Origin of the sequence: Shewanella olleyana, from assembly GCF_023283825.1 — a bacterium.
GTDB lineage: Bacteria > Pseudomonadota > Gammaproteobacteria > Enterobacterales > Shewanellaceae > Shewanella > Shewanella olleyana.
Genome location: NZ_JAKILD010000007.1, coordinates 62,727 through 86,103 on the forward strand (window position 1 = coordinate 62,727; position 23,377 = coordinate 86,103).

General features: G+C 40.3%; 20 protein-coding genes. 10 read left to right on the forward strand and 10 right to left on the reverse strand.

Annotation, left to right across the window (positions count from 1 at the left end):
• The first annotated feature begins 42 nt into the window (after positions 1 to 42).
• The 4 genes from L2735_RS06655 to L2735_RS06670 all read left to right on the forward strand — a co-directional run bounded on the left by L2735_RS06655 (position 43) and on the right by L2735_RS06670 (position 4,615).
• Positions 43 to 1,599: a GGDEF domain-containing protein gene (locus L2735_RS06655; protein ID WP_248983962.1), complete on the forward strand. Its 1,557-nt coding sequence runs from the start codon at positions 43 to 45 to the stop codon at positions 1,597 to 1,599.
• Between the two features lie 35 nt (positions 1,600 to 1,634).
• The gene (ppnN, locus tag L2735_RS06660; RefSeq protein WP_248983963.1) at positions 1,635 to 3,002 is read left to right on the forward strand and encodes a nucleotide 5'-monophosphate nucleosidase PpnN; all 1,368 of its coding nucleotides are present in this window, start codon (positions 1,635 to 1,637) and stop codon (positions 3,000 to 3,002) included.
• Between the two features lie 362 nt (positions 3,003 to 3,364).
• Positions 3,365 to 4,141 carry a flap endonuclease Xni gene (gene xni / locus L2735_RS06665; RefSeq protein WP_248983964.1) on the forward strand — a complete coding sequence of 259 codons (777 nt, stop codon included), beginning with the start codon at positions 3,365 to 3,367 and terminating at the stop codon, positions 4,139 to 4,141.
• A 3-nt stretch (positions 4,142 to 4,144) separates the two neighbouring features.
• Positions 4,145 to 4,615 carry a DUF3192 domain-containing protein gene (locus L2735_RS06670; RefSeq protein WP_248983965.1) on the forward strand — a complete coding sequence of 157 codons (471 nt, stop codon included), beginning with the start codon at positions 4,145 to 4,147 and terminating at the stop codon, positions 4,613 to 4,615.
• 136 nt (positions 4,616 to 4,751) lie between these two features.
• Here the strand turns inward: L2735_RS06670 and L2735_RS06675 are convergent, their stop codons facing one another.
• Positions 4,752 to 7,475, reverse strand: a complete 2,724-nt coding sequence (locus L2735_RS06675; RefSeq protein ID WP_248983966.1) for a S9 family peptidase — start codon at positions 7,473 to 7,475, stop codon at positions 4,752 to 4,754.
• Positions 7,476 to 8,023: 548 nt separating this feature from the next.
• On the opposite strand from L2735_RS06675, the gene L2735_RS06680 reads away from it, so the two are divergent.
• The gene (locus tag L2735_RS06680; RefSeq protein ID WP_248983967.1) at positions 8,024 to 9,034 is read left to right on the forward strand and encodes an isocitrate dehydrogenase; all 1,011 of its coding nucleotides are present in this window, start codon (positions 8,024 to 8,026) and stop codon (positions 9,032 to 9,034) included.
• Positions 9,035 to 9,152: 118 nt separating this feature from the next.
• On the opposite strand, the gene rlmM is transcribed toward L2735_RS06680, so the two are convergent.
• The 4 genes from rlmM to L2735_RS06700 form a co-directional block, all read right to left on the reverse strand.
• Complete coding sequence (rlmM, locus tag L2735_RS06685) at positions 9,153 to 10,247, reverse strand: 23S rRNA (cytidine(2498)-2'-O)-methyltransferase RlmM (RefSeq protein WP_248983968.1); 1,095 nt, start codon at positions 10,245 to 10,247, stop codon at positions 9,153 to 9,155.
• Between the two features lie 238 nt (positions 10,248 to 10,485).
• Positions 10,486 to 10,872 (reverse strand): DUF423 domain-containing protein, encoded by a 387-nt coding sequence (locus L2735_RS06690; RefSeq protein WP_248983969.1) that lies wholly within the window; start codon positions 10,870 to 10,872, stop codon positions 10,486 to 10,488.
• 47 nt (positions 10,873 to 10,919) lie between these two features.
• The gene (locus L2735_RS06695) at positions 10,920 to 11,654 is read right to left on the reverse strand and encodes an alpha/beta family hydrolase (protein WP_248983970.1); all 735 of its coding nucleotides are present in this window, start codon (positions 11,652 to 11,654) and stop codon (positions 10,920 to 10,922) included.
• A 90-nt stretch (positions 11,655 to 11,744) separates the two neighbouring features.
• Positions 11,745 to 12,656 (reverse strand): transcriptional regulator GcvA, encoded by a 912-nt coding sequence (locus L2735_RS06700; RefSeq protein WP_248983971.1) that lies wholly within the window; start codon positions 12,654 to 12,656, stop codon positions 11,745 to 11,747.
• A gap of 182 nt (positions 12,657 to 12,838) precedes the next feature.
• On the opposite strand from L2735_RS06700, the gene L2735_RS06705 reads away from it, so the two are divergent.
• The gene (locus tag L2735_RS06705; RefSeq protein WP_248983972.1) at positions 12,839 to 13,075 is read left to right on the forward strand and encodes a hypothetical protein; all 237 of its coding nucleotides are present in this window, start codon (positions 12,839 to 12,841) and stop codon (positions 13,073 to 13,075) included.
• Positions 13,076 to 13,231: 156 nt separating this feature from the next.
• Here the strand turns inward: L2735_RS06705 and thiI are convergent, their stop codons facing one another.
• From thiI to pomA, 3 genes are all read right to left on the reverse strand, one after another.
• The gene (gene thiI, locus L2735_RS06710; protein WP_248983973.1) at positions 13,232 to 14,686 is read right to left on the reverse strand and encodes a tRNA uracil 4-sulfurtransferase ThiI; all 1,455 of its coding nucleotides are present in this window, start codon (positions 14,684 to 14,686) and stop codon (positions 13,232 to 13,234) included.
• 395 nt (positions 14,687 to 15,081) lie between these two features.
• Complete coding sequence (locus L2735_RS06715) at positions 15,082 to 16,017, reverse strand: flagellar motor protein MotB (RefSeq protein WP_248983974.1); 936 nt, start codon at positions 16,015 to 16,017, stop codon at positions 15,082 to 15,084.
• A 3-nt stretch (positions 16,018 to 16,020) separates the two neighbouring features.
• Positions 16,021 to 16,788 (reverse strand): flagellar motor protein PomA, encoded by a 768-nt coding sequence (gene pomA, locus L2735_RS06720; RefSeq protein ID WP_248983975.1) that lies wholly within the window; start codon positions 16,786 to 16,788, stop codon positions 16,021 to 16,023.
• A 414-nt stretch (positions 16,789 to 17,202) separates the two neighbouring features.
• On the opposite strand from pomA, the gene xseB reads away from it, so the two are divergent.
• The 3 genes from xseB to dxs are packed head-to-tail and all read left to right on the forward strand — an operon-like array spanning position 17,203 to position 20,209.
• Positions 17,203 to 17,439 (forward strand): exodeoxyribonuclease VII small subunit, encoded by a 237-nt coding sequence (xseB, locus tag L2735_RS06725; protein WP_102529053.1) that lies wholly within the window; start codon positions 17,203 to 17,205, stop codon positions 17,437 to 17,439.
• Positions 17,440 to 17,441: 2 nt separating this feature from the next.
• Positions 17,442 to 18,323 carry a (2E,6E)-farnesyl diphosphate synthase gene (gene ispA, locus L2735_RS06730; protein WP_248983976.1) on the forward strand — a complete coding sequence of 294 codons (882 nt, stop codon included), beginning with the start codon at positions 17,442 to 17,444 and terminating at the stop codon, positions 18,321 to 18,323.
• Positions 18,324 to 18,343: 20 nt separating this feature from the next.
• On the forward strand, positions 18,344 to 20,209 hold the full coding sequence (dxs, locus tag L2735_RS06735) for a 1-deoxy-D-xylulose-5-phosphate synthase (protein WP_248983977.1): 1,866 nt from the start codon (positions 18,344 to 18,346) through the stop codon (positions 20,207 to 20,209).
• A 307-nt stretch (positions 20,210 to 20,516) separates the two neighbouring features.
• Here dxs and grpE read toward each other — a convergent pair whose 3' ends face one another.
• On the reverse strand, positions 20,517 to 21,134 hold the full coding sequence (gene grpE / locus L2735_RS06740; protein WP_248983978.1) for a nucleotide exchange factor GrpE: 618 nt from the start codon (positions 21,132 to 21,134) through the stop codon (positions 20,517 to 20,519).
• A gap of 98 nt (positions 21,135 to 21,232) precedes the next feature.
• Between grpE and nadK the strand changes: the two genes are divergently transcribed.
• Positions 21,233 to 22,111 (forward strand): NAD(+) kinase, encoded by an 879-nt coding sequence (nadK, locus tag L2735_RS06745; RefSeq protein WP_248983979.1) that lies wholly within the window; start codon positions 21,233 to 21,235, stop codon positions 22,109 to 22,111.
• Between the two features lie 141 nt (positions 22,112 to 22,252).
• Here the strand turns inward: nadK and L2735_RS06750 are convergent, their stop codons facing one another.
• Positions 22,253 to 23,326, reverse strand: coding sequence for a CobW family GTP-binding protein (locus tag L2735_RS06750; RefSeq protein ID WP_248983980.1), 1,074 nt, complete (start codon positions 23,324 to 23,326; stop codon positions 22,253 to 22,255).
• Positions 23,327 to 23,377: the final 51 nt, after the last annotated feature.

The window sequence follows — 23,377 nt, forward strand, 5'->3', positions numbered from 1 at the left end:
GATGATGTTGGTTATTTGTTTATTTTTAGGAACCCTATAAGCATGAAAGATTCTTCAACTGCAGTCTCACAAGTTTCATTATTAAAACAGAAGCTTAATTCGGCGAGGTTGGCACTCGAGGAAATACATGAAGATCGTAATGAGAAATTGCGCACTTTAATTCAATTCCTGGGTCATTTGAGTCTAGCCTGTAAAGGTCAAAATCTGGAACTTGATAATCGCCTTGCCAAGTTACGTCATCATCTTCAAGGTTATGATCAAATAGATGAAGCTTTACCTGAACTGGTGGAAATTGAGCGTCTGTTAAAAGGCCAATATCACCACACCATGACGCGTTTAGAAGAAAGCCGAACGAGTCTGACCCGAGTCATCGGTCAGATACAACGTGTTGATTCAGCTCCAGATGAAATCAAAAAAGAAATCAATTACTTTAAAAAAGATCTCAACAAACCTATTCATACTATTTGGGAATACATCCCTAAAGTAGAACAAGTTATTAGTTTTTATGAGCACATTTTACAAAAGGAGTTTGCTGGCACAGATGAGCACGTCATTTTGCCTCAGCACCTTATTTTAGCGAAAGAGCTCGCTCATAAAATATCTGAGATTGAGTTTCGCAAAGAGCAACGCGACCAGATTTTAGTCATGAAAGAGGTCTTGATGGGTGACATCAAGCTCAATACATTACTTGAATCTTATCAAACCATTTTAAGTTTATTACTTAATAATATTGCTCGCGAAAAAACCGCTTCTCAAGACTTTTTATATGCGTTAAATGATGCCATTAGCGTAGTGAGAGATGTTGTTACTAACACAGCTAATAACAATGATCGTTCACAACAAATCAAAACCCAGCTTAATAAAGAGATTAACCTGCGAGTTGATAACGCCGACGGTATTTTAATTGAATCTGATGATTTATTATCATTAAAGACAGCGCTTACCGTGCAGCTTACGTCTCTTAAAGATGCTTTGAGTCGTAAAGAAGCGTTAGAAAGCCGTGAGCAAGCTTTGCTGCGTAAATCTATTGATTCAATGCGTAAAGAGCTGACAAGTATTACCAAAGAAGCCAATACCTATAAAGAAAAGCTGTTTGAACATCAAAAACTCAATTTACTTGATCCACTGACACAATTACCAAACCGTGCGGCACTTGAAGACCGTATGGAGCAAGAGTTCAGAAACCATAAGCGCTTTAACACCCCGCTTTGGGTTGCTGTCACCGACATTGATTACTTTAAATCTGTTAATGATAATTTCGGCCACAGCACGGGTGATAAGACCCTACAGGTTATCGCAATGGCGCTTAAAAACTCACTGCGTGAAAGCGAGTTTGTTGCAAGGTATGGTGGAGAAGAATTTGTTTTATTGCTGCCAGAAATCAATGAAGACAATATTGGTTTATTATTAAACCGTGTACGTGAAAAAATTAAGAACATTCCATTTAAATTTAAGAATCAGCGTATTACTGTCACATTATCCATTGGAGCAGCACAAGTGATGGACAATGAACGAATCGAAGAAACGTTTGAACGAGCAGATGCTGCACTTTACAAAGCAAAAAATAATGGCAGAGATAGAGTCGTAATTGATATCTAATATCATAGTCAACTCATCTCTTAGAGGAGTTGCATATGATTGTAAAAATTAGCCCTAGAGGCAGTTTAGATCAACTGTCTCAAATGGAAGTTAATCGTCTTAAACAAAGCGCTAAAAGTGAACTTTACCAACTACTAAGAAATTGCTCTTTGGCTGTACTGGCTTCTGGCCTACAAAGTGATAGCTCAGAAGCATTATTCGATACCTATTCTAATTTTGATATTAATGTATTGCAGCGCGAGCGCGGCCTGCTCATTGAACTTATCAATCCCCCAGAGCAAGCATTTGTCGACGGCGAAATTATTGCCGGTATTCAAGAACACCTCTTTGCCGTGCTGCGTGACATTGTTTATATCGATAACAAATACGATAACTTAAAACACATCAATCTCACCAATGCCAGTCATATCACCAATGTGGTATTTGATATTCTCAGGAATGCCAGAGTCATTTCACCAATGAAAGACCCCAATGTGGTGGTATGTTGGGGCGGTCACAGTATTAACGCCATTGAATATCAATATACTCGAGAAGTCGGCTATGAACTTGGATTAAGAGGTTTAGATATTTGTACAGGTTGTGGCCCAGGAGCTATGGAAGGCCCAATGAAAGGTGCTGCCATTGGCCATGCAAAACAGCGAGTCAATAATGCTAGATACATAGGTTTGACCGAGCCGAGTATTATCGCCGCCGAGCCACCAAATCAAATCGTCAATGAATTAGTCATATTGCCCGATATCGAAAAACGCTTAGAAGCATTCGTACGCTTAGGCCACGGGGTTGTCATCTTCCCAGGCGGCGCTGGTACTGCTGAAGAGCTACTCTATATTCTTGGTATATTACTCAATCAGGCGAATAAAGCGCTACCCTTCCCACTCATTCTTACCGGTCCAAAAGAAAGCGCTGAATACTTTACTGAAATCGATACTTTTATTAGTGCGACCTTAGGCAAAGAGGCACAAGATAAATATCAAATCATCATAGACGATCCAGTTAAAGTGGCTCGCATCATGAAACAAGGTATGCTCAAAGTAAAAGAAATGCGTAAAAGCTTAGGTGATGCGTATCAATATCAATGGTCATTAAAAATTGAGCCCGAATTTCAGCTACCATTTGAGCCTAATCACGAAGTGATGAGTAACTTACATCTGTACTTCCAACCTAACAAAGCCGAACTTGCTGCAACCCTTAGACGCGCTTTTTCAGGTATTGTCGCTGGTAATGTGAAAAGTGAAACCATTAAATTGATTGAAGAGTTCGGTCCATTTGAAATTCGCGGCGATGAAAAATTGATGGCCATGATGGATAAGCTATTAAAAGCCTTTGTAAAGCAAAAAAGAATGAAATTACCTGGTAGTGACTATATCCCTTGTTATCAAATCATCAATGAAAAGGCTAGTTAACCTCAACGAATAGAGCTTATTCAATATAGTCCACATGCATAAGCATGGTCTACATCAAGCTGCCAACTTAAGCTACTCCTTTTGATGGTTGATGGTTTGATGTAAACAAACGCTATATTTTTAAGTCCTAGCCAAGATTCAGTAAACTCTTAACTGCCATTCACAATAGAAACGGCCACTGTCTTTATACCCATTAGTCTTTATCAACAAAGTAAATGCAGGGTGTTGTTTAATATCATGTTAAATAGCTATATGATAAGTCATCTTAAAAACACATCTGAAATAAATTTTTGAAGGTGTGAGAATAAATATATCCTTCAACGGCTCAATTGAGTCGTACCACCAGCTACGAAAGATAAAACATGAATAAACTATTGATCATTGATGGTCTCAATCTTGTTAGACGTATTCATGCTGTATTACCAGATGAAAATGACATCGCCAGTGTCAAAGAGCGAACCATTTCAGCGGCTAAAAAGCTCCTTAAACATCACCAGCCCACTCATGCGATTGTAGTTTGGGATGGAGATGAAGAGTCATGGCGTAAACAGTTATATCCTGATTACAAAAAAGGCCGAAAACCTATGCCTGCGCCTTTAAAGGCGGGGTTAGCTGATATTAAAGCAGCTTTAGCTGAAGCACATATCAACTCCCATGACGCCGCTTCTGAAGCTGATGATGTCATCGCCACGCTAGCCACCAAAATTGCTGAAAATAATGGTCAAGCCATTATCGTATCGACGGATAAAGGGTTTGGTCAGATCTGGCAGAGCAATATTGATATTTGGGACCATTTCAAGCAGCAGTATTTTGATATTAAAGAGTATGAAAAGAAATTAGCTGTGCAGCAAAACCAAATTTTAGACTTTATTGCCTTAGCGGGTGACTCTGGTAATAAAGTACCCGGTATTGCTGGAATTGGCCCTAAATCTGCTGCTGATTTATTAAATAAATTTCGCAGCTTAGCCAACCTCTATAAATCAATCGATAACCTTGGTGCTAAACAAGCGCAAAAGTTAATAGATGGAAAAGAAATGGCGCGAGTGAGTTATAAACTTGCACAGCTACAATGTCATATGCCGCTTAATATCAACCTAAAGCAATTTAGAGTGCCAACAACCAATGAAAGGAGTGCATAGGCAATGAAACCTTCCTTATCCTTTCTTATTGCTTCAATGTTTATTGCTTACGTGGTTTTCGCTATTACGGTTGTTTTGGTGTACGAACCACGACCAGAAGATCGAAGCTGGCAAGAAAGACAAGAATTTAACCATCAAATGCTAAGTGAAATTAACATTGGCCAAACCATTGAAGCTATCCGCGGTAAAATGGGGCGTGCTGACTTTACTGAAGCTAAGGCGACAGATGAAGCCAACTTCCAAATAATGTTCTACAGAACACATCACGTTAAGTCAGATGGAAAAACAACTCGAGATGAGTGCACTCCATTATTGTTTAAAGATGGTGAGTTGATCGCCTGGGGACAAGAAACGTATGATCAGTTTTTACAAATTCCTATTCTAAATAATATCGTTGACTCAAGTGTTTCTAGTAATCCACTGCCCATTACTGCAGCCAAAACAGAAACAGAAACAGATCAATCTAAGCAATAGTTCTAAGAGATTGCTCTAAATATTAGTTCCTAAGCGTTAGCTCTAAACGCTCTTTCTAACAAATCGCTCGGTTTGTTCAAGACATAAAAAATGCCGCTAACTGCGGCATTTTTTATGTCTCTCAATCAGGTTAGCTTTATTTAGCTGATTTATACTCTTGGTAAGCTTCGCCTTTTTCTAACCATTGCGGTGCTGGCGCTCCTTTTAAATAATGGTCAAAGTACTGCTTCATTCGAATAGTGTAGTCCAACTTATTTGGATACTTCTTCAAATGGTGCGGCTCATCTTCATATTGTAAAAACACCACATCTTTACCTGTACGGCGCATAGCTAAGTATAATTCAACACCTTGCTCCCAAGGCACTGCATCATCTTTATCACCAAACATGATCATCATAGGTGTTTGAATACGCTCTGCATAAAATACTGGCGAATTTTCAATGTACTTCTGTGGCGATTGAAATAAGCTTTCAGCAATACGGCTTTGGCCTGTTTCATATTGAAATTGACGAGCAAGGCCTGAACCATGACGAATACCACTATATGCACTGGTCATATTCGATACAGGCGCACCTGTAACCGCAGCTTTAAAGATATTGGTTTGGGTGACAGCAAACGCTGTTTGGTAACCACCCCAAGAGTGTCCTTGAATGCCGACAGCATCAGGATCTGCTATGCCCATATCAATTAGCTTTTGGACGCCAGAAGTTAACCCTTTAACTGCCGATGCACCTGGGTAGCCAACTTCAAAACGAATATCAGGTAAGAAAATAGCGTAGCCATTATCTGCATACCAAGCAAAGTTAGGACGATGATTAATGGCCATATGAGGGAATGAATGTAGACGATCACTCATAAAGCGGTAGAAATACACCATAACAGGGTATTGTTGACCTTCTTGATAATGAGTCGGCTTAATAAGTACACCATCGGTTTGGCGACCATCAGCATCACTCCATTGCACAAGTTCAGCACTGCCCCAATCAAAACCGTCACGCTGCTTATCTAATTGAGTCTGTTTAACTGCATTGTTTGGTGAAGTGACACTTGCAGTATAAAGGTCTGGGTATAAATCATAGCGCTCTTTAGAAAACACGATAGTGTCATCGTTCTTAGCACGCGCAAGCACTTTCAATTTAGCGCCACTATCTACCAATTCAGTCAAACCAGGTACACCTACGGTTGCACTGTATAAACTGTCGGCTTTGGTTGCTTCGTTATAACCATGAATAAGCAAAGTCTGATCTTGTGTTATCACAGCAGGAGCATTTGGGTCTTCATATAAGCCTTTAACTCGTAACTGCGTCTTGGTTTTACGCCCTTCACCATTTGAAAGCATAAATCCGTCAAATGATGATGAGTTAAACTGCCACATATCATATTTATCGTAAGCAATAATTCCTGAACTATCAGCTAACCATGGTCCAAAGCCATAGCTAGGGGCATTACCTGGGTAATCATGATCTTCATTGGCGAAGCTGACACTAATGTCTTTTGAAATAGTATGTCTTCTAACGCCAGCAATGTCGTACATAAACAGTTCACCTTGCTGATAATAAGCAACAAAACGAGCATTGGGCGATAAAGTCGGCATTTCATTAGATGGGTGCTGAGTTAACAACTGCTGTTTACGACCCGTATTTAAATCAACTAAATACACGTCTTGATAAAAGCCTGCCCAGGTAATCATTTTCTGATATGGTACATCAGAAGTCGCTAACAAATAACGTTGCTGTTCACCATATTGCACATCAGGAATGGACTCATCGGCAAGTTGGACAATTCGGTTTGCATTGATATGCAAAACCGATAAATAAGTACGTTGCTGCTCTTTTGAGTATTGCTTAATTTCGTGAGGCTTAATCTTAGGATCGTCCCCATGCCACACTTTTAAGTTACGCAAGCCTGTTACAACAGTTTCATCGAATAAGTCAGCTTCATTTTCTATTTTTGCAAGCGTAACGACTTTATCAACCTGTGGTACACGACCTAGAAAAAGCCTTAAGCTATCTTCAGAGAAAAACACCTTAGAGTATTGATTCAATGTCCAATCATCATCTTTCGGGGTTTCTTTAAGCTCGACGATCTCAAGGTTCAATAACGACAGTTGATATTCTCGTTCATCTCGCTCCTCAGCTGCAGAGCCTTGAGTAAACGCTAACCACTTGGCATCATCAGACAAACTCAGCTCACCAATTTGTGCATCACTGCTTTTATATAGTTGCTTTAGCGTATTGCTCACTAAATTCACTTTCTTAATGACATGCTGTTTTGCTTTAATATCATTAATAGCAACGACAAAGTTTTTGGCGACTCTATCAAAAGTAAATTGAGTGACATTTTCAAAGTCATGAGCTGATTTATCAGAGAGTTTTACCAGCTTTAACTCACTACCTATATCTTTCTCATTAAGCTTTTTGGCATCTTTATCATCTGAATCTTCATCGTTTTCGCTACCTTCGGGTTCAAACCAAATCGCTAAAAATTGACCATCTTGGCTAAATTCAGCTTGTTTAACTTTTTCAAAGGTTTGCTGCTCACCCGTTGTAGTATTAAGTAGCGCAAGGCCTGAATGCAGTTCTGATTTTTTCAAGGTTTCTTGTTTTAATAATGAAGGCGCTAGTGTTGCAATGGCAAAACTACCTTGGCTATTCACCTTAACGTCAGAACCACCGGCAATAACAAACTGCTTTTTAGATTCAACAAGATTGACTAAAGCACGACTATCCCCCCTATCAGGCATCGCCTCAACCGCCAATGTTTTTCCGTTATCGGAGATAACAGGTTGATTGAGGCTTTCAAAATGCATGATGTCATTTAGTGAAAGCGTCGTGGTTTTTTCAGCCGCGGTAACGGACATTGACGCTGCTAGTAGCGTCAAAGGAATAAGTTTATGTAACTTCAAAGTTATCCTCGTTATATTTATTATTTTAAACGGCTAAGCCTTTAATGACTCATTCCTGCGCTCAACCATGAGAAAACGACTCATTTACCTAAATTTGAAATAAATCGTTCAATATCGTGCTTAAGTTTAGTTTTTCATTCTTCAAACTTTATAATAAAGCTTGATCGATAAACTGTTAGACCAAAGTCGTCTGTTCAAAAAATCTAACCTCAATAAGCTATCTTGGTAAATTCATCGAACCAATTAACGATTCAATAACAATCACATTCAAAATATGACGCATATTGAACCTTTAAATTAAGCTGTTGTGAATATCTTAAAGCAATCAGCTGAGGATTAACTTAAAAAACATAAAAAATATGTGATTAAACTCACTAAATCCTGTAAAAAAATTTCAAAATTCGTTAAAATGCGCCGCAACAAAACCGTTAGTTAATCGTCCCGTAACAGTGTTGTTAACACTGACAGGAAAATGCAGTAACCACTAAGTGGAAGGACTATCCATGCCAAAACGTACTATAACCGTAATCCCAGGTGATGGGATTGGACCAAGCATTATCGATTCTGCTTTAAAGATTCTCGACAAGGCTGGTTGCGACTTTGAATATGAATTTGCAGACGCCGGTTTAGCCGCACTAGAAAAACAAGGTGAATTAGTACCACAGCGCACCTTAGACCTCATCGAAAAAAACCGTATTACATTGAAAGGCCCACTAACTACACCAGTTGGTGAAGGTTTCACTTCAATTAACGTTAGCTTGCGTAAAAAGTTCAGCTTATACGCTAACGTACGCCCAGTACTTTCTTTTAAAGGTACTCAAGCACGTTACGACAATATTGATATCATTACTGTTCGTGAAAATACTGAAGGTATGTATTCAGGTCTTGGCCAAAAAGTCTCTGACGATGGCGCAACAGCAGAAGCGACGAGTATCATTACTCGCCTAGGTGCTGAGCAAATCACGACTTTCGCATACGAACTAGCGCGCAAAGAAAACCGTAAGAAAGTAACGATTGTTCACAAAGCGAACATCATGAAGTCAACTTCAGGCTTATTCTTAAAAGTGGCTCGTGAAGTTAGCTTACGTTACCCAGATATCGAAACAGAAGAAATGATTGTAGATGCAACTTGTATGAAGTTGGTCATGAATCCAGAAAACTTTGATGTATTGGTAACCACTAACTTATTCGGTGACATCTTATCTGACTTATGTGCAGGTCTAGTTGGCGGTTTAGGAATGGCTCCTGGCGCTAACATCGGTAAAGATGCTGCTATCTTTGAAGCTGTTCACGGTAGTGCACCTGATATCGCTGGTAAAAACTTAGCTAACCCAACTTCAGTTATCCTTGCATCTATCCAAATGCTTGAATACCTAGGTATGGCTGATAAAGCTGAATTGATCCGCAGTGCAGTTTCTGCAGTGATTGAAGAAGGTGACCGTACCACTCGCGATTTAGGTGGCACACACGGAACGACTGACTTCACTCAAGCCGTTATTGACCGTTTAGGCTAATTTATACTGGCAATAAGCCATATAAACTTAAGCTAACAAAAAGCCCTTAGTGAGATTCACTAAGGGCTTTTTTAATATCTTTTAATTCACTTCACTTGCTGTGATGTCAGTTAGTCACTTAATCGTGAAAGTTCCATGCCGTATTAGGCTTAACCCATAAATGCACTGTCACTTCATCACGGTCATGATAAAGATGTTTACATTGGATTTTAAAATCATCAATTTCGTTTTCTTTTAAAATCTCAGCCATGGTATCAAGGATTTGTCTCACTTCTTTATAACGGCTTTTCATTGGTAGTTTTAAATTAAAAATGGCTTCTTTAAACCATCCGTTAATGGCCCATGCTTCCATCAATTCAGCAACACGAGATGGCTTTTCAACCATGTCGCACACTAACCAATAAATGTTTTTTCTTGGTGGCTCAAATCGAAAACCATCGGCGCGATAATGACGTACTTGTCCTGTATCCATTAATTTTTGATCCATAGGACCGTTATCAACGGCTGCAACAAACATACCTCGGCGAACCAGTTGATAAGTCCAACCGCCAGGGCAAGCACCTAAATCCACAGAATGTAATCCTGAACGACAACGTTGCTCTTGCTCTTCTTTAGTCAAGAAATGACCGAAAGCTTCGTCCAGCTTTAAGCTTGAACGACTCGGTGCATCCGCTGCCATTTTAAGACGCGGAATACCCATAAAGTGAGGTGAGCTATTGTTAGTCAAAGAATAACCGACATAAGCTTGTCCTGGCGCGACAAAACACACATGGATAATCGGTCTTCTATCATTTTCTTGGGCAAGCAGTGAACCTGACTTTTTAAGCCCTTGGCGAAGCGGCACTGTAAACTTACGGCAAAAACCTGAAAGCTCCTTTGCTTCGTTGGTGTCTGGAGTTTCAACCCTCAGCTCACCCGCTTTTGAGACTCCCGCTACTGCAGCCACAATTGGCGTCATACGATCGGTTTCAGGCAAGTTCTTTAATAAATCATTGGCTGCAAACATTTGTCTGGCAAACACTAATGAATTTAATTCGATTTTTTTGGCTAGCTGTTCACCACCATCTTCTTCAAAGCATTGGTAAATAACATAGGCATCGTTGGTATTGGTTTTAACAAAACCACCAATATTCAAGTCAGCTGCTCGCTGTTGAATCTCTGCTGCACAATCTTTCTCATAGCCTGCACGGCAGAATAAAAATAGGTTTTTCATGGTGAACCTTAAGCTTCAATAACAGCACTCTAAATTGAGCGCCGTCAGTACGTACGGATAAAAAATACAATAATGAAATGCATTATACGCAAGTTTACTGGCACTGTGTGAGTTGAAAAATAAAAAGCGCAAACAAAAATGCAGTTGAAATAGCTTTTTTCAACTGCATTAAAAAAATTGGGTCACGATTGCGTCACGATGATGAACTCTGAAGAATTACGACTGCAGCGATTTAGCCTTAGCTTGCCGCCTTGTCATCATGTTTAAATATTGCCACAGCAAATAATAACCAGCCTAAAAGCATACAAAAGCCACCCATTGGGGTTATTGGGCCAATCCATTTAGCGCCTGTGAACGCATACAAATATAACGAACCAGAGAAAAGCAGAATACCAACAAAGAACAAACCTGCCGCCCAATTAAGCAGCTTTGAAGATATCCAATGGCCCGCAAAGGCAACTGCAATAATCGCAAAGGTATGATAAAAATGATAATCAACGCCTAACTTAAAAATGGCCACAAGTTCAGGTGGCGCGATATTCTTAAGTCCATGGGCACCAAAAGCGCCTAAACCAACTGCTAAAAAACCGCTCAATGCCGCTAACAATAACAAGCCTTTTTTCATTCTATTACCTTAATATCCCATTATTACTTTATTAAATCTAAAGTTCGTTAAACCAGCGAATCAATAAATTGCTGACTCTGCTCAACACAATCTTGCAGGTTAGCTTCTAAATCTGTGCCTGACGACTTTCGTGGTTTAAAACTATGATCGCCATCGGTGATCCAACCTAATGAAATCGAATCTTTAATTGGCCAATGAGGTATTTCTAATTTTCCACCAAACTTATCTCGCTCTCCTTGTAATACCATAACAGGACAACTGGCATTATTAATTGGAGATAACCTTGGCTCACCACCTTTAAGCGGTACAAACGGGTAACCTAAACAGACAACGCCTTTGATTAACGTTTTGACTTGCTCAAATTGTGGATGAATTTCAACCTTATCAGTATCAGCAAGTTCGGGGGTCATTATCATGGCGGACATTCTTCCTCCCATGGATTTACCCATCAGAATGATATTTTCAGTGATTAAACTGCCGTCATTAATATAGGATAAGGTATCTACTAACACTTGCTGATAATAGTTCAGTAACTTAGGTGCCCTATCCGGCGGTCTTCTTTTGCCATCTTGCATGTTGGCTTGCATGTACAAAAAGTTAAACCGCAGAACTTGCACGCCTGTTTCAACAAGCTTTTGCGCAACTTGCTCCATAAAATCAGAATGCATATTAGCGCCGGCCCCATGAGCAAAGACCACTAAGGTTTTATTTGGCTTTCCCAATAAAACAGATTCAACTGCTTCTGAGGCTAGTGTTGGAGTTGTTTCATCTACTTGTGTCATTTTTATCGCTTTTTCAATTTAAACTCACTGTTCGCTAAAGCGCTGTTAGCTTCAAAATAGCTAAAGTGCTACTTCAACATAGTTGTACTGTTATCCCGCAAGTAATTCACTTCGAGATTCTTCAGCAAACATGTCGACCATCCACTCACGAAACGCAGCAACCTTGCCGAGTTCTGAATGATTTTGCTGACAAACCAGGTAATAAGCATCTTTACTGACGAGCACTTCAGAGAAAGGACACACTAATCGACCCGCTTTAATATCAGGCCTTGCCAGCACGCTATAACCTAGAGCAACCCCTTGCCCATGGGCAGCAGCCTGTAAAACTAACGAAGAATGGCTAAAGATAGGTCCAGAATTAACATTAATTTCACTAATCCCGCATTGTCTAAACCACGCTTGCCAATCGTGACGACTCGAGTCGTGTAATAAGGTGTGATTTTTAAGATCGCTCGGTTTTTCTAACGGTTTAGGACCGCTCAATAACAAAGGGGAACAAACTGGAATTAGCACTTCGTTACGTAACTTATCAGCTCGAAGTCCTGGCCAGTTTCCTTGGCCATAATAAATTGCAACGTCCACATCATCAGTTAAAGAATCCGCTTCACTGTCTACCGCTTTAATGCGTACGTCGATATCAGGATTCTGCTCACTGAATTTGGCTAATCTCGGTACAAGCCATTGAATTGCAAAGCTTGGAGACATACTCACAGTCAATGAGCCAATTGCACTTCTGGCTAAAAGTCGGTCTGTTGACTCACCTAATTGGATAAAAATATCTTTAATATCGAGGAAGTAGCTTTGACCTTCTTCGGTTAATAATAGTGAACGGTTCTTGCGGCGAAACAGTTTTAAGCCCAAAAAGTCTTCTAATGCTTTAATTTGATGACTCACTGCCGCTTGTGTGACAAATAGCTCTTCTGCAGCACGAGTAAAACTTAGGTGCCTAGCAGCTGCTTCGAATGCTTTTACAGCATTTAAAGGTGGCAATCTTCTCGACATAGTGATCCGCCTCTCGTTTTTTAATTAGTTTTTCTAATGATTATCGTTATTTTTTGTCGTTTGTAAAGAACACTCTGTTCGTTTAAATTATAACCATTGAAATTTAGTGAGTTGGACAGTCTCAAACATGGAAAAGAGGGAATGTCCGACAGCGATATTTGTCAGCCCGGAGGCGACCCTTTATGTTTAACTTAAAAACTTTAGCTACTGTAGCTTTACTTTCTTCTTTTGCTTTTGCTGCTAATGCAACTGATACCACCATTGATATCAGCGACCTTCATGCATCAATCAACGCCGAGTTTGAACAAAGCATGTCAGAAATGCAGAACAACGTTGATGTAGATGTGAAAAGCACTGTAACTGCAGAGAATGAAGACAACACAACAGTCACTACGGCAGAAGTTCGCACTGCTGATTAATCTACTGTAAAAATCGTTTCAAAAAAACCGCATTAGCCAAATTAATGGTAATGCGGTTTTTTTATGTCTTTTATTAGCATATAAATAAGCTAAAAAAAGCCAGCGACGCAATGCCGATGGCTATTTGATATAAAATATATATTGAAAAGCTAACGCTTAAGGGCGATATACCTTCACGTTACTGTAACCTTGCTCGGTTAAGTAAAGCGCTTGTAGCTTACTCATTACGCCACGGTCGCAATATAATAAGTAAGTTTTCTCTTTGTCTAAGTCAGCAAACTGAGTGGCTAATTTAAAGAAAGGGATTTTCAAAATCTCTGTATCTTCGATTTTAAGCGGGTTTTGCTCTTCTTCATCTTGAGCACGGATATCAATCACTACGTTGCCATTATCGATAGACTCAACCGTTTCAGTTTCACTAACAGTGGTTTCAACTTTTTCAGCAATCTGCTTAATATCGATAACAACCGCATCGTTAACCACACGATCAATTAAGTCTTCAGTAAACTTAAGCTCTTCGGCTTCAATTTTCGCTAGTACAGCTTTAACCGTCGGCTTTTGCGAAATCACGCCACAATATTCAGGAATCGCTTTAGCAAAATCTTCTGTACCAATTTTACGACTCTCATTAATGATGTCTTGCTTATCCATAGTGATCAGCGGACGTAAAATCAATAAATCAGTACAACGATCAATCACGTTAAGGTTAGTCAGCGTTTGGCTCGACACTTGGCCTAAGCTTTCGCCAGTAACTAACGCTTGAATACCGTATTTTTCAGCAATCTTAGTGGCTGCTCGCATCATCACACGTTTTAAAATAACGCCCATTTGACCGTTATCGATACGCTCTAAAATCTCTTCAACCACAGGTTCAAAAGGAACCGTGATGAAACGTACTTTGTGAGACTCACCGTATTTCTGCCATAGGTGATAAGCCACTTGTTTAACACCGATTTCGTGTTGCGCACCACCTAAGTTAAAGAAGCAGTAGTGAGTACGTGCGCCTTTCTTAATAAATTGGTAACTAGAAACACCTGAATCAAAACCACCAGAAATTAACGACAACACATCTTCTTGGGTTGCCATTGGGAATCCGCCCAAACCTTCAATACGGCGAACGACCATATAAAGCTTTTCATGATCGATTTCTAAATTCACCGTCATGTCTGGATTTTTCAGCTTAACACCTGCCGCATCAGTATGCTGATTTAATCCACCACCAACGTAACGTTCAACTTCGATAGAGTTAAAGTCATGCTTACCGGTACGTTTAACACGCACACAGAAAGTTTTACCAGCAAGTTCATCTTTATAAACAGGTAACACTTGCTGATAAATATCATCGATAGAATCGAAACTGTATTCATCAACTTGAATCACATGGGCAATACCAGGAATACACTCTAAACGTGCAGAAATAGTATCAACTCTTGCTTGTTCATCACTAGCTACATGGATCATGATGCGATCCCATTGGCGCTGCACTCTTACATCTTCATCGACTTTTTTAAGTACATTGCGAATGTTTGTTTCAAGGATTTTAGTAAAACGCATTCTAACGGTTTTACTTTTCATCATGATTTCTGGGTATAGCTTTACGATAAACTTCATTGGACTTCCGCGGGCATCTGATTCGGTATCAACCTAATAATCACTCATAATCTAACGCTAAAAAGCGATCTTCTCAGGTTAATTGAGAGCATACTTTTGGCATTAATATTGGTGTTATCAGGCATAAAAACGATGGCTGGTATAGTGACCAGCCATTTAAGGGCGGGATTATAGCAAAAATTGGCTATTTACCAAACACATTAAATAGCGTTTCGTAGACTATGACGAGTTTGAGTGAATTGCGCCAAAACCAATAAAATAGCCGCTTAATAAAAGCGACTATTCTCAGTGTCAATCCCTGTGCAATACAGTTTTAAAACAGCGTTAATTTAGTCTGATTAAATTTGTTTTAAATCATCTGTTTCAATTAAAACAGTTCTAACGGTTTAGTTTGATTATGGCTGAGGTATCGCTTCAATTTCTCTAGATTCTTTTGCCTTACCTTGCTCAATAGCAATTTCAACTCGGCGATTACGGCTTCGATTTTGATTAGAGTCATTGGGCACTAATGGTGAATTAGACGCCATGCCAACCACTTGCATTCTGGTTTCATCAAAGCCGGTTACTTTGGCAAGTTCATGAGCGACGGCAACGGCACGTTTACTGGATAAGTCCCAGTTAGAACTGTAAAGCTCATTACTGATATGCATACCATCGGTATGACCCGAGACAGTAATAATGCCTGGCACATCTTTGAGTAAATCGCCAATTGAGCGCACCACAGGTTTAAAACGTGGCTGCAAAAATCCAGAGCCTGAAGCAAAAGAGCCTTTCTCTCGAATTCGAATAATAATTTGCTGACCTAAAGATTCAATTTCAATAGCACCATCAACAATTTCTTCATTGAGTTTCTCTGCCATTTTCTTAACTTGATCGTTAATATTCTCTTGTTCAGATGATGCTTGAGATTGTTGAGCTTGAGCTTGTTGCTGCGCAGTTGCCGCAGCATTGCCGCCTCTGTCTTCACCTTGTTGTTTTTGTACGCCACCAGCACTGGCATCATCACCCGCTTGATACTCAATGGTTTGCTGAGTCATTTCATTGGTTTGCTGATTGATAATCTCAATCGGGGTAGGATCTGGTTTACCCGGGCGAAACTCCAGTGCAATGACTGAAGTCCCTTTAGGAATGTCTTTTACTTCTACTTTATTTTGCACACCAAAAGCGTACTTCATTGAACCGGCAATTTGCTTAAACTTCATCACATCCATTTCAGAGAATGCGAGCAGTAAAACGAAAAAACACATCAGCAGAGACATTAGGTCAGCAAAGGTTGCTAGCCATAATGGGGCTCCTGGTGGTGGACAATCACACTTGGCTTTCTTAGCCATGAGTTATTCTCCGTCCGTTGTATCAATTTGACGTTGTTTTTCGGATAAGTAGTTTTTAAGGAAGCCTTCGATTACGCGAGGGTTTTGGCCATCTTGAATCGCTAATACCGCATCCATTATGAGGTTTCGATTCAATAACTCTTCCGCCATTCTAAGTTGCAATTTATCAGCAATTGGAATCGCAATCATATTGGCGATGATCGCGCCATATAAGGTGGTTAACAAGGCTACGGCCATTGACGGGCCAATTGATTTAGGGTCATCCATATTTGATAGCATGGCAACAAGGCCAATCAAGGTACCAATCATCCCCATTGCTGGAGCGACATCACCTAACGATTTAAAAATGCCAACCCCTGTTTTGTGACGTTCTTCGGTCAGAGCAATATCTTTTTCAAGCGCTTCACGTACCACATCACCATCGTGGCCGTCGACTAACATATCGACCGCTTTTTGCATAAAACTGTTAGTAATTTGAGCTTCTTCTAATGCTAGGAATCCACCTTTACGGGCGGCATCTGCCATATTTACCGACTGTTCAATCAAGTCTTCAGGTTTATCAATTTTAAACATGAAGGCTTTAGCGCCAATTTTAACCGCCCCAAGGAATTGCTTTAAATTGTACTTCATCATGACGACGAACAATGAACCAATAAATACGATCATCACCGATGGCACATCAACAAAGATTGAAATACCGCCACTGCTGACCATTGACCCAATAATAAAAGCAAAGGCTCCGATCAAACCTATTAGGGTTGCTAAATCCACAATTTCTCCTTGATTGCAGTCTTAAAATGCTGCCTTACCTATTGATGGTCATAAATTTCATTAACCATTTATGAATATCAATGTAACACCCTGAGTGACAGGGATAATAGTTCAAATAACAAAAAAACACTCAATAAGCAGCATTCTAATAAAAAACAGCCAGTAGTGATAAAAAATTCAGCAACTTCAATTTAAAAAGTACTCTCATGTTAATAAGAATATTGATAGCCGATGAAGGAAACTGGCATTCGTTATAGTTATCGGTCAAACTTAGCCCAAGTTTAGAGTTATTTTATGAATTGTATAATTTTTCAGTCACAAAGCGTGCTTTTGAGCAAATAAACTACGACTGAATTTGACCCTTAGCTCGCCCTGATATACCTTGTCCTCCGCACAACAAAAGGAACAATAATTGTGGCCAAAAAACCTGAGAATCTTAGTTTTGAAGAGTCCTTATCGGAGCTTGAAAACATCGTTGCAGATCTTGAGCAAGGTGAAGTCACACTAGACAGTGCCCTCAAACAATTTGAGCGTGGAATTAAACTGGTTCGTCAAAGCCAGTCCAAGCTTGAACAAGCACAACAGAAAGTATCAATTTTATTGGATGAAGACGATACCAACCTGAGCCCATTTACCGTTGAAGGCGAATAAGTGTGTTAGCCCAAGCAATTGAAAAGTACCAACAACGTGTCGATAGTGTTCTGAGAAGCAAACTTGCAGAACTCGATGACACAGCACCTGAATTAAAAGCAGCTATGACCCATGGCGCTTTATTAGGTGGTAAACGCATTCGACCTTTTATGGTTTACAGCATTGGCGAAATGTTAGGCGCCGATATCGAATTACTCGATAATGCAGCGGCTGCCATTGAGTGTATTCATGCCTATTCATTAATCCATGATGATTTACCAGCAATGGATGATGATGCGCTTCGCCGTGGTCAGCCAACCGTTCATATTGCCTTTGATGAAGCAACAGCGATTCTTGCTGGTGATGCACTACAAACACTCGCTTTTGAACTCATATGTCAGCCGAACGCTAACATCACCCCACAGCAACAATTGGCCATGGTAACTGCGTTAGCGAAAGCATCGGGTTATAGCGGCATGTGTGGCGGTCAAGCAATTGATCTGAGTTCAACAGACAAACGTATCAATCTTGAACAGTTAACCCAATTACATAATAAAAAAACGGGGGCGCTAATTAGCTGCGCAGCTGAATTAGCGTTAATTGCAGCAAACGCTAACCAAGATGAACAACAAATTATAAGAGAGTTCGCCGCTAACATCGGCTTAGCTTTCCAAGTTCAAGATGACATATTAGACATCACTGCAAGTACTGAAGAGTTGGGCAAGCCCCAAGGCAGTGATGAAGAAGCGAATAAGAGTACTTTCCCTCGCTTACTTGGACTTGACGGTGCAAATGAATGCGCCGAAAAACTAATTAACGATGCACTATCAGCGCTGGCAAAATTGACCTACAATAGCCAGTTAATTGCAGACTTCGCCCGCTATATCATTGCGCGAAGATTATAAAAGAGACAGTTTATCTCATTATGAGTTTCGATAATTCTCAATTTCCGGTATTGGCTCAAGCTAATACCCCTGAAGATTTAAAAAAGCTGCCACAAGGCATGCTGCCACAACTGTCTGATGAGTTAAGACAATTCTTACTCAAGTCGGTGAGTAACTCTAGTGGCCATTTTGCTTCAGGACTGGGTACTGTTGAATTAACAGTAGCACTCCATTACGTCTACAATACGCCCTTTGATCGCGTAGTGTGGGACGTAGGCCATCAGGCATACCCGCATAAAATTCTCACAGGGCGTCGCGACCAGATGCACACCATTCGTCAAAAAAATGGATTGCACCCTTTCCCATGGCGCGAAGAAAGTGAATACGACACATTTAGTGTTGGTCATTCAGGCACTTCTGTCAGTGCCGCCTTAGCAATGGCAGTCGCGGCTGAGAAAGAGCAAAAAGATCGAAAAGTCGTTGCCGTCATTGGTGATGGCGCAATGACTGGCGGCATGGTGTTTGAAGCCATGAACCACGCGGGCGATTTGCACAATGACATGTTAGTTGTATTAAATGACAATGAGATGTCAATTTCAGAAAACGTTGGTGCCTTAAACAACCACTTAGCTCAGCTAATGTCTGGTCGTTTTTATACCACCATTCGTGAAGGTAGCAAGAAAGTGCTCAAGGGCATGCCTGTTATCAAAGAAATGGCCAAACGCACCGAAGAACATCTTAAAGGCATGGTTGTACCTGGCACTCTGTTTGAAGAGCTAGGATTCAACTATATTGGCCCTATTGATGGCCACGATGTTGACTCTTTAGTTGAAACACTGCGAAATATGCGCGACCTTAAAGGACCGCAAATATTACATATCATGACTAAAAAAGGTCGTGGTTATGAACCCGCTGAAAAAGATCCTATCGGCTGGCATGCAGTACCTAAATTTGACCACACCCAATTTAGAAAACCGAAAGCGAAACCTAGCTCACCGACCTTCTCACAAGTGTTTGGTAAGTGGCTGTGTGATGTTGCTAAAGAAGACGAAAAGCTATTAGCCATTACACCCGCTATGCGCGAAGGTTCGGGCATGGTTGAGTTCTCGCAAAAATTCCCGAAGCAGTATTTTGATGCTGCGATTGCAGAGCAACATGCTGTCACCTTAGGTGCTGGATTTGCTTGTGAAGGCTTTAACGCTGTTGTGGCCATTTACTCTACCTTCTTACAGCGCGGCTACGATCAAATCATCCATGATGTGGCCTTACAACGCTTACCGGTATTATTCGCCATTGACCGTGGTGGTATTGTGGGCGCAGATGGCCCTACTCACCAAGGCGCATTTGATTTAAGTTTCTTACGCTGTGTACCTAACATGGTGATAATGGCACCTTCTGATGAAGATGAATGTCGTCAGATGCTATATACAGGTTATCGTTATAAAGCAGGTCCTACTGCAGTTCGTTACCCTCGTGGTAGTGCCACAGGCATTGAGCAAACAGAAGTGATGACCGAAATACCAATCGGTAAAGGTGTTATTAAACGTCAAGGCTCTAAAATAGCGATTGTCAATTTTGGTACCACCTTATCAGCAGGCCTTGAAGCAGCAGAAGCGTTAGATGCTACCGTTGCCGATATGCGTTTTGTTAAGCCACTTGATGAAGCTCTGCTGGCCGAACTTGCTAATAGCCATGATATTATTGTCACACTTGAAGAAAACGCCATTATGGGCGGCGCAGGTAGTGGCGTGATTGAAGCACTTCAAAAAATGAAAATCATCAAACCTGTGCTACAGATAGGTTTACCTGATGAGTTCATTAAACACGGTGCACCTGATGAAATTATCCAAGAATTAAAACTTGATGGCGCTGGCGTACTAGAACAAATTCAGCAATATATTGGCTAATATTTAATTTATAACAGCCACAAAAAAGGACTGCCATGGCAGTCCTTTTTTATTGCAGCACTTAACATGCTGCTACTTATTAACTAACCTGAGCTCGGGATAACAACTTGCTTTCTAGAGGTTATTTTTGCAGATAACGGCGTTAAATTTGTTTGCAATAGGCCAGCTATTGACGCACAAATTTGCCTTGTTCTAAGCAAAATTATCTCTCTAGAATAAGATTGAAAGCAAACATGTAATAATTCAACAGTTTAACTAACTTCTTATACCGAGTTCAGGTTAACTAAACACTATAATGGTTAATAAATTAAGCTTGAGTATCTACGCTTGGTCCGCCTTGCGAAACCATCACCATAGCTGGGCGCAATAAACGTGAGTTTAATGTGTAGCCTTTTTGCATCACTAACATCACAGTGTCTTTCGGGTATTCTGCACTTGGTTGCATACCGATAGCTTGATGATGTTCAGGGTTAAATACATCGCCTAGAGGGTTAACTTGTACCACACCAAATTTCTCAACAGAACTTAAGAAACCTTTCATGGTTAAATCAACACCTTCAGCAATCGCTTTGGTCGCTTCATCTTCAGGGTTAACACCTGTTAACGCGCGCTCCATGTTGTCTAACACTGGTAAAAGCTCGTTTACAAACTTCTCTAAAGCGAAAGCACGTGCTTTTTCTACGTCTTTTGCCGCGCGAGTGCGGATGTTTGCCGTCTCTGCAGCAGCACGGATTTCAACATCTTTACGCTCAGCTAGTGCAGCTTGAGACTCCGCAAGTTGTTGTTCTAATGCTTCAATTTTAAGATTAGCTTGAGTTAACTCATCAACTTCTTGTGTTGCTTCAGCTGCTACTTCTGTTTCAACATCAGTGATTACTTCTGCATCAATGACTTCTTGATCTGGTTTATTCGACTCGTTGCTCATTTTCACTCCAGCTAAAAATGCTTTGTTTCTGATTACTATGGGCATATTATGGGGATCAATTTCTTTGTTTCAAGCCTTTGAGCAAATCAAATACTAATATGACCAAAAAGTTTCAAACAATTGGCCTTATCGGCAAACCACACCACCAAGGTACAAACCTCACATTGAAGCGTTTGCATCATTGGTTATCTATGCAGGGATTTGAGATTTTAGCTGAAGAGCGAGTGGCCTCAGAACTCAAGGTTGATATTGAATCTGTTGATTTAACTGAATTAGGTGAACGTTGCGACTTAGCCATTGTGGTTGGCGGTGACGGTAACATGTTAGGTGCAGCCAGAGTATTAGCCAGGTTTGATATTGCTGTTATCGGCGTTAACCGTGGCAACTTAGGCTTTTTGACTGATTTACCCCCTGACAACTTTGAAGAGTCATTATCCAAAGTGTTAGATGGCCAGTATGATACTGAGTACCGTTTTTTACTGGAAGCTGAAGTTCATCGCCACGGCATGCTAAAGGCCAGCAATACGGCAGTTAACGAAGCGGTACTGCATCCAGGTAAAATTGCCCACATGATTCAGTTTGAGGTTTATATCGATGATCAGTTCATGTATAGCCAACGTGCTGATGGGATGATTGTATCGACCCCTACAGGATCTACTGCTTATTCTTTATCTGCAGGCGGCTCTATCCTCACACCTAACCTACAAGCACTCATTTTAGTACCAATGTTCCCGCACACATTATCCTGCAGACCCATAGTCGTGGATGCTAGTAGCACCATTAAACTGGTGGTATCACCAGATAATGGCGAGAACTTAGAAGTGAGCTGTGACGGTCATGTCCATTTATCGGTATTACCCGGCGATGAGATTTTAATTAGTCGAAGTGAAGACAGATTAAGAATGATCCATCCTAAAGGACATAATTACTTTAATGTTCTACGGGCGAAACTCGGTTGGGGAAGCAAACTGTTTTAGTCTTACCTGCAAATCCAGACTTTGAATAAAACGTTCTATTTTTTTAATGTTTAAAAAGCTGATGTTAGATCATTAGGCTTTAGAAACATTATTGAAAGAGGTTAACTCAGATAATTAATCTCTTTCATTTAAATGGATATTTTAAGCTTTTGAATCTTCATGCAAGCAGGCTAGCAGTAACTCAGTAAGTTTAACTTCAGCCAATGGCGATAGCGCAATAATCTCCATTCGAGAATCCATGGTTTCATCCAATTCCATCACAGAAAGTTTACCATCCACCATATTAAAACCCGCTATGCCCTCTTCTGTAATCATCACCGCTTTCAATCGAACAATGTTGAGCTCAATAAAGTGATTAGCTAAATTTATCAAAGCATCAAAATCAAAACATAATCTGGGTTCAAATACCCAACCTATGCTAAACGCACCCTCACCTTGGTTATCTTTAACCCAAAAGCCTTGCTGATTAAATTCGATAATCTGAGATTCTTCGCCTTGGGATGAAGACTGCGGGAATATTGATGGTGAGTTACCAGCTAGAACTGATTTATTGTTTGCCACTGAGCTCGTCAGTTGTGGCTTTGTTGTTTTGGGAGTATTCGGTTTATTAATGCCTGCAAACAACTGCTGTATTGAAGTATCACTGGCTGAGCTGATTAACGATTTAGTCTGGTCAAATTGCTCTAAGAATTCACTAAGGTTCTCAAGTTCATTTTGCTGGTATAAATCAACTTTACTGGCATACACAATATCGGCGATTTGCATTTGCTGATTAAAGTTATCATTTTTACTGTATTGTTCATCTAGCACTTTTCGCGCATCAACCACACACACAGTTTGATTCACTTTTAATACTTGCTGATTAAATTCATTTGTCAGCACTTTCAAAATTTCAGCAGGATGACCTAAGCCTGTAGGTTCAATAAACAAACGGTCAGGCTTGGCTTTTTGAATCAACTGATTAATCGCCACTTGGGTTGGAATACCCGCGGCGCAGCATAAACAACCGCCTGCGACCTCTTTAATCACAATCTGTTCAGAAGAGTTAGTGCCAGCCATTAAGCCCGCATCAATACCGATTTCACCAAATTCATTTACCAGCACCGCCCATGTTTCATTATCTGGTTTAAGTTTGAGTAAAGACAAAATTAGGCTAGTTTTACCGGCACCTAAAAAGCCAGTAATAATATTGGTATTAATAGGTTTAAGGATCACGCTAAAACTTCCTTGTATTTTTAAGACTTAAATTCAACTTTTTAAGCTACG

Excerpts from the sequence above, each read along its gene's own strand:
- L2735_RS06655 (WP_248983962.1), top strand. The coding sequence starts at position 43 with ATGAAAGATTCTTCAACTGCAGTCTCACAAGTTTCATTATTAAAACAG.
- ppnN (WP_248983963.1), top strand. The coding sequence starts at position 1,635 with ATGATTGTAAAAATTAGCCCTAGAGGCAGTTTAGATCAACTGTCTCAA.
- xni (WP_248983964.1), top strand. The coding sequence starts at position 3,365 with ATGAATAAACTATTGATCATTGATGGTCTCAATCTTGTTAGACGTATT.
- L2735_RS06670 (WP_248983965.1), top strand. The coding sequence starts at position 4,145 with ATGAAACCTTCCTTATCCTTTCTTATTGCTTCAATGTTTATTGCTTAC.
- L2735_RS06675 (WP_248983966.1), bottom strand. The coding sequence starts at position 7,475 with ATGTCCGTTACCGCGGCTGAAAAAACCACGACGCTTTCACTAAATGAC.
- L2735_RS06680 (WP_248983967.1), top strand. The coding sequence starts at position 8,024 with ATGCCAAAACGTACTATAACCGTAATCCCAGGTGATGGGATTGGACCA.
- rlmM (WP_248983968.1), bottom strand. The coding sequence starts at position 10,247 with ATGAAAAACCTATTTTTATTCTGCCGTGCAGGCTATGAGAAAGATTGT.
- L2735_RS06690 (WP_248983969.1), bottom strand. The coding sequence starts at position 10,872 with ATGAAAAAAGGCTTGTTATTGTTAGCGGCATTGAGCGGTTTTTTAGCA.
- L2735_RS06695 (WP_248983970.1), bottom strand. The coding sequence starts at position 11,654 with ATGACACAAGTAGATGAAACAACTCCAACACTAGCCTCAGAAGCAGTT.
- L2735_RS06700 (WP_248983971.1), bottom strand. The coding sequence starts at position 12,656 with ATGTCGAGAAGATTGCCACCTTTAAATGCTGTAAAAGCATTCGAAGCA.
- L2735_RS06705 (WP_248983972.1), top strand. The coding sequence starts at position 12,839 with ATGTTTAACTTAAAAACTTTAGCTACTGTAGCTTTACTTTCTTCTTTT.
- thiI (WP_248983973.1), bottom strand. The coding sequence starts at position 14,686 with ATGAAGTTTATCGTAAAGCTATACCCAGAAATCATGATGAAAAGTAAA.
- L2735_RS06715 (WP_248983974.1), bottom strand. The coding sequence starts at position 16,017 with ATGGCTAAGAAAGCCAAGTGTGATTGTCCACCACCAGGAGCCCCATTA.
- dxs (WP_248983977.1), top strand. The coding sequence starts at position 18,344 with ATGAGTTTCGATAATTCTCAATTTCCGGTATTGGCTCAAGCTAATACC.
- grpE (WP_248983978.1), bottom strand. The coding sequence starts at position 21,134 with ATGAGCAACGAGTCGAATAAACCAGATCAAGAAGTCATTGATGCAGAA.
- nadK (WP_248983979.1), top strand. The coding sequence starts at position 21,233 with ATGACCAAAAAGTTTCAAACAATTGGCCTTATCGGCAAACCACACCAC.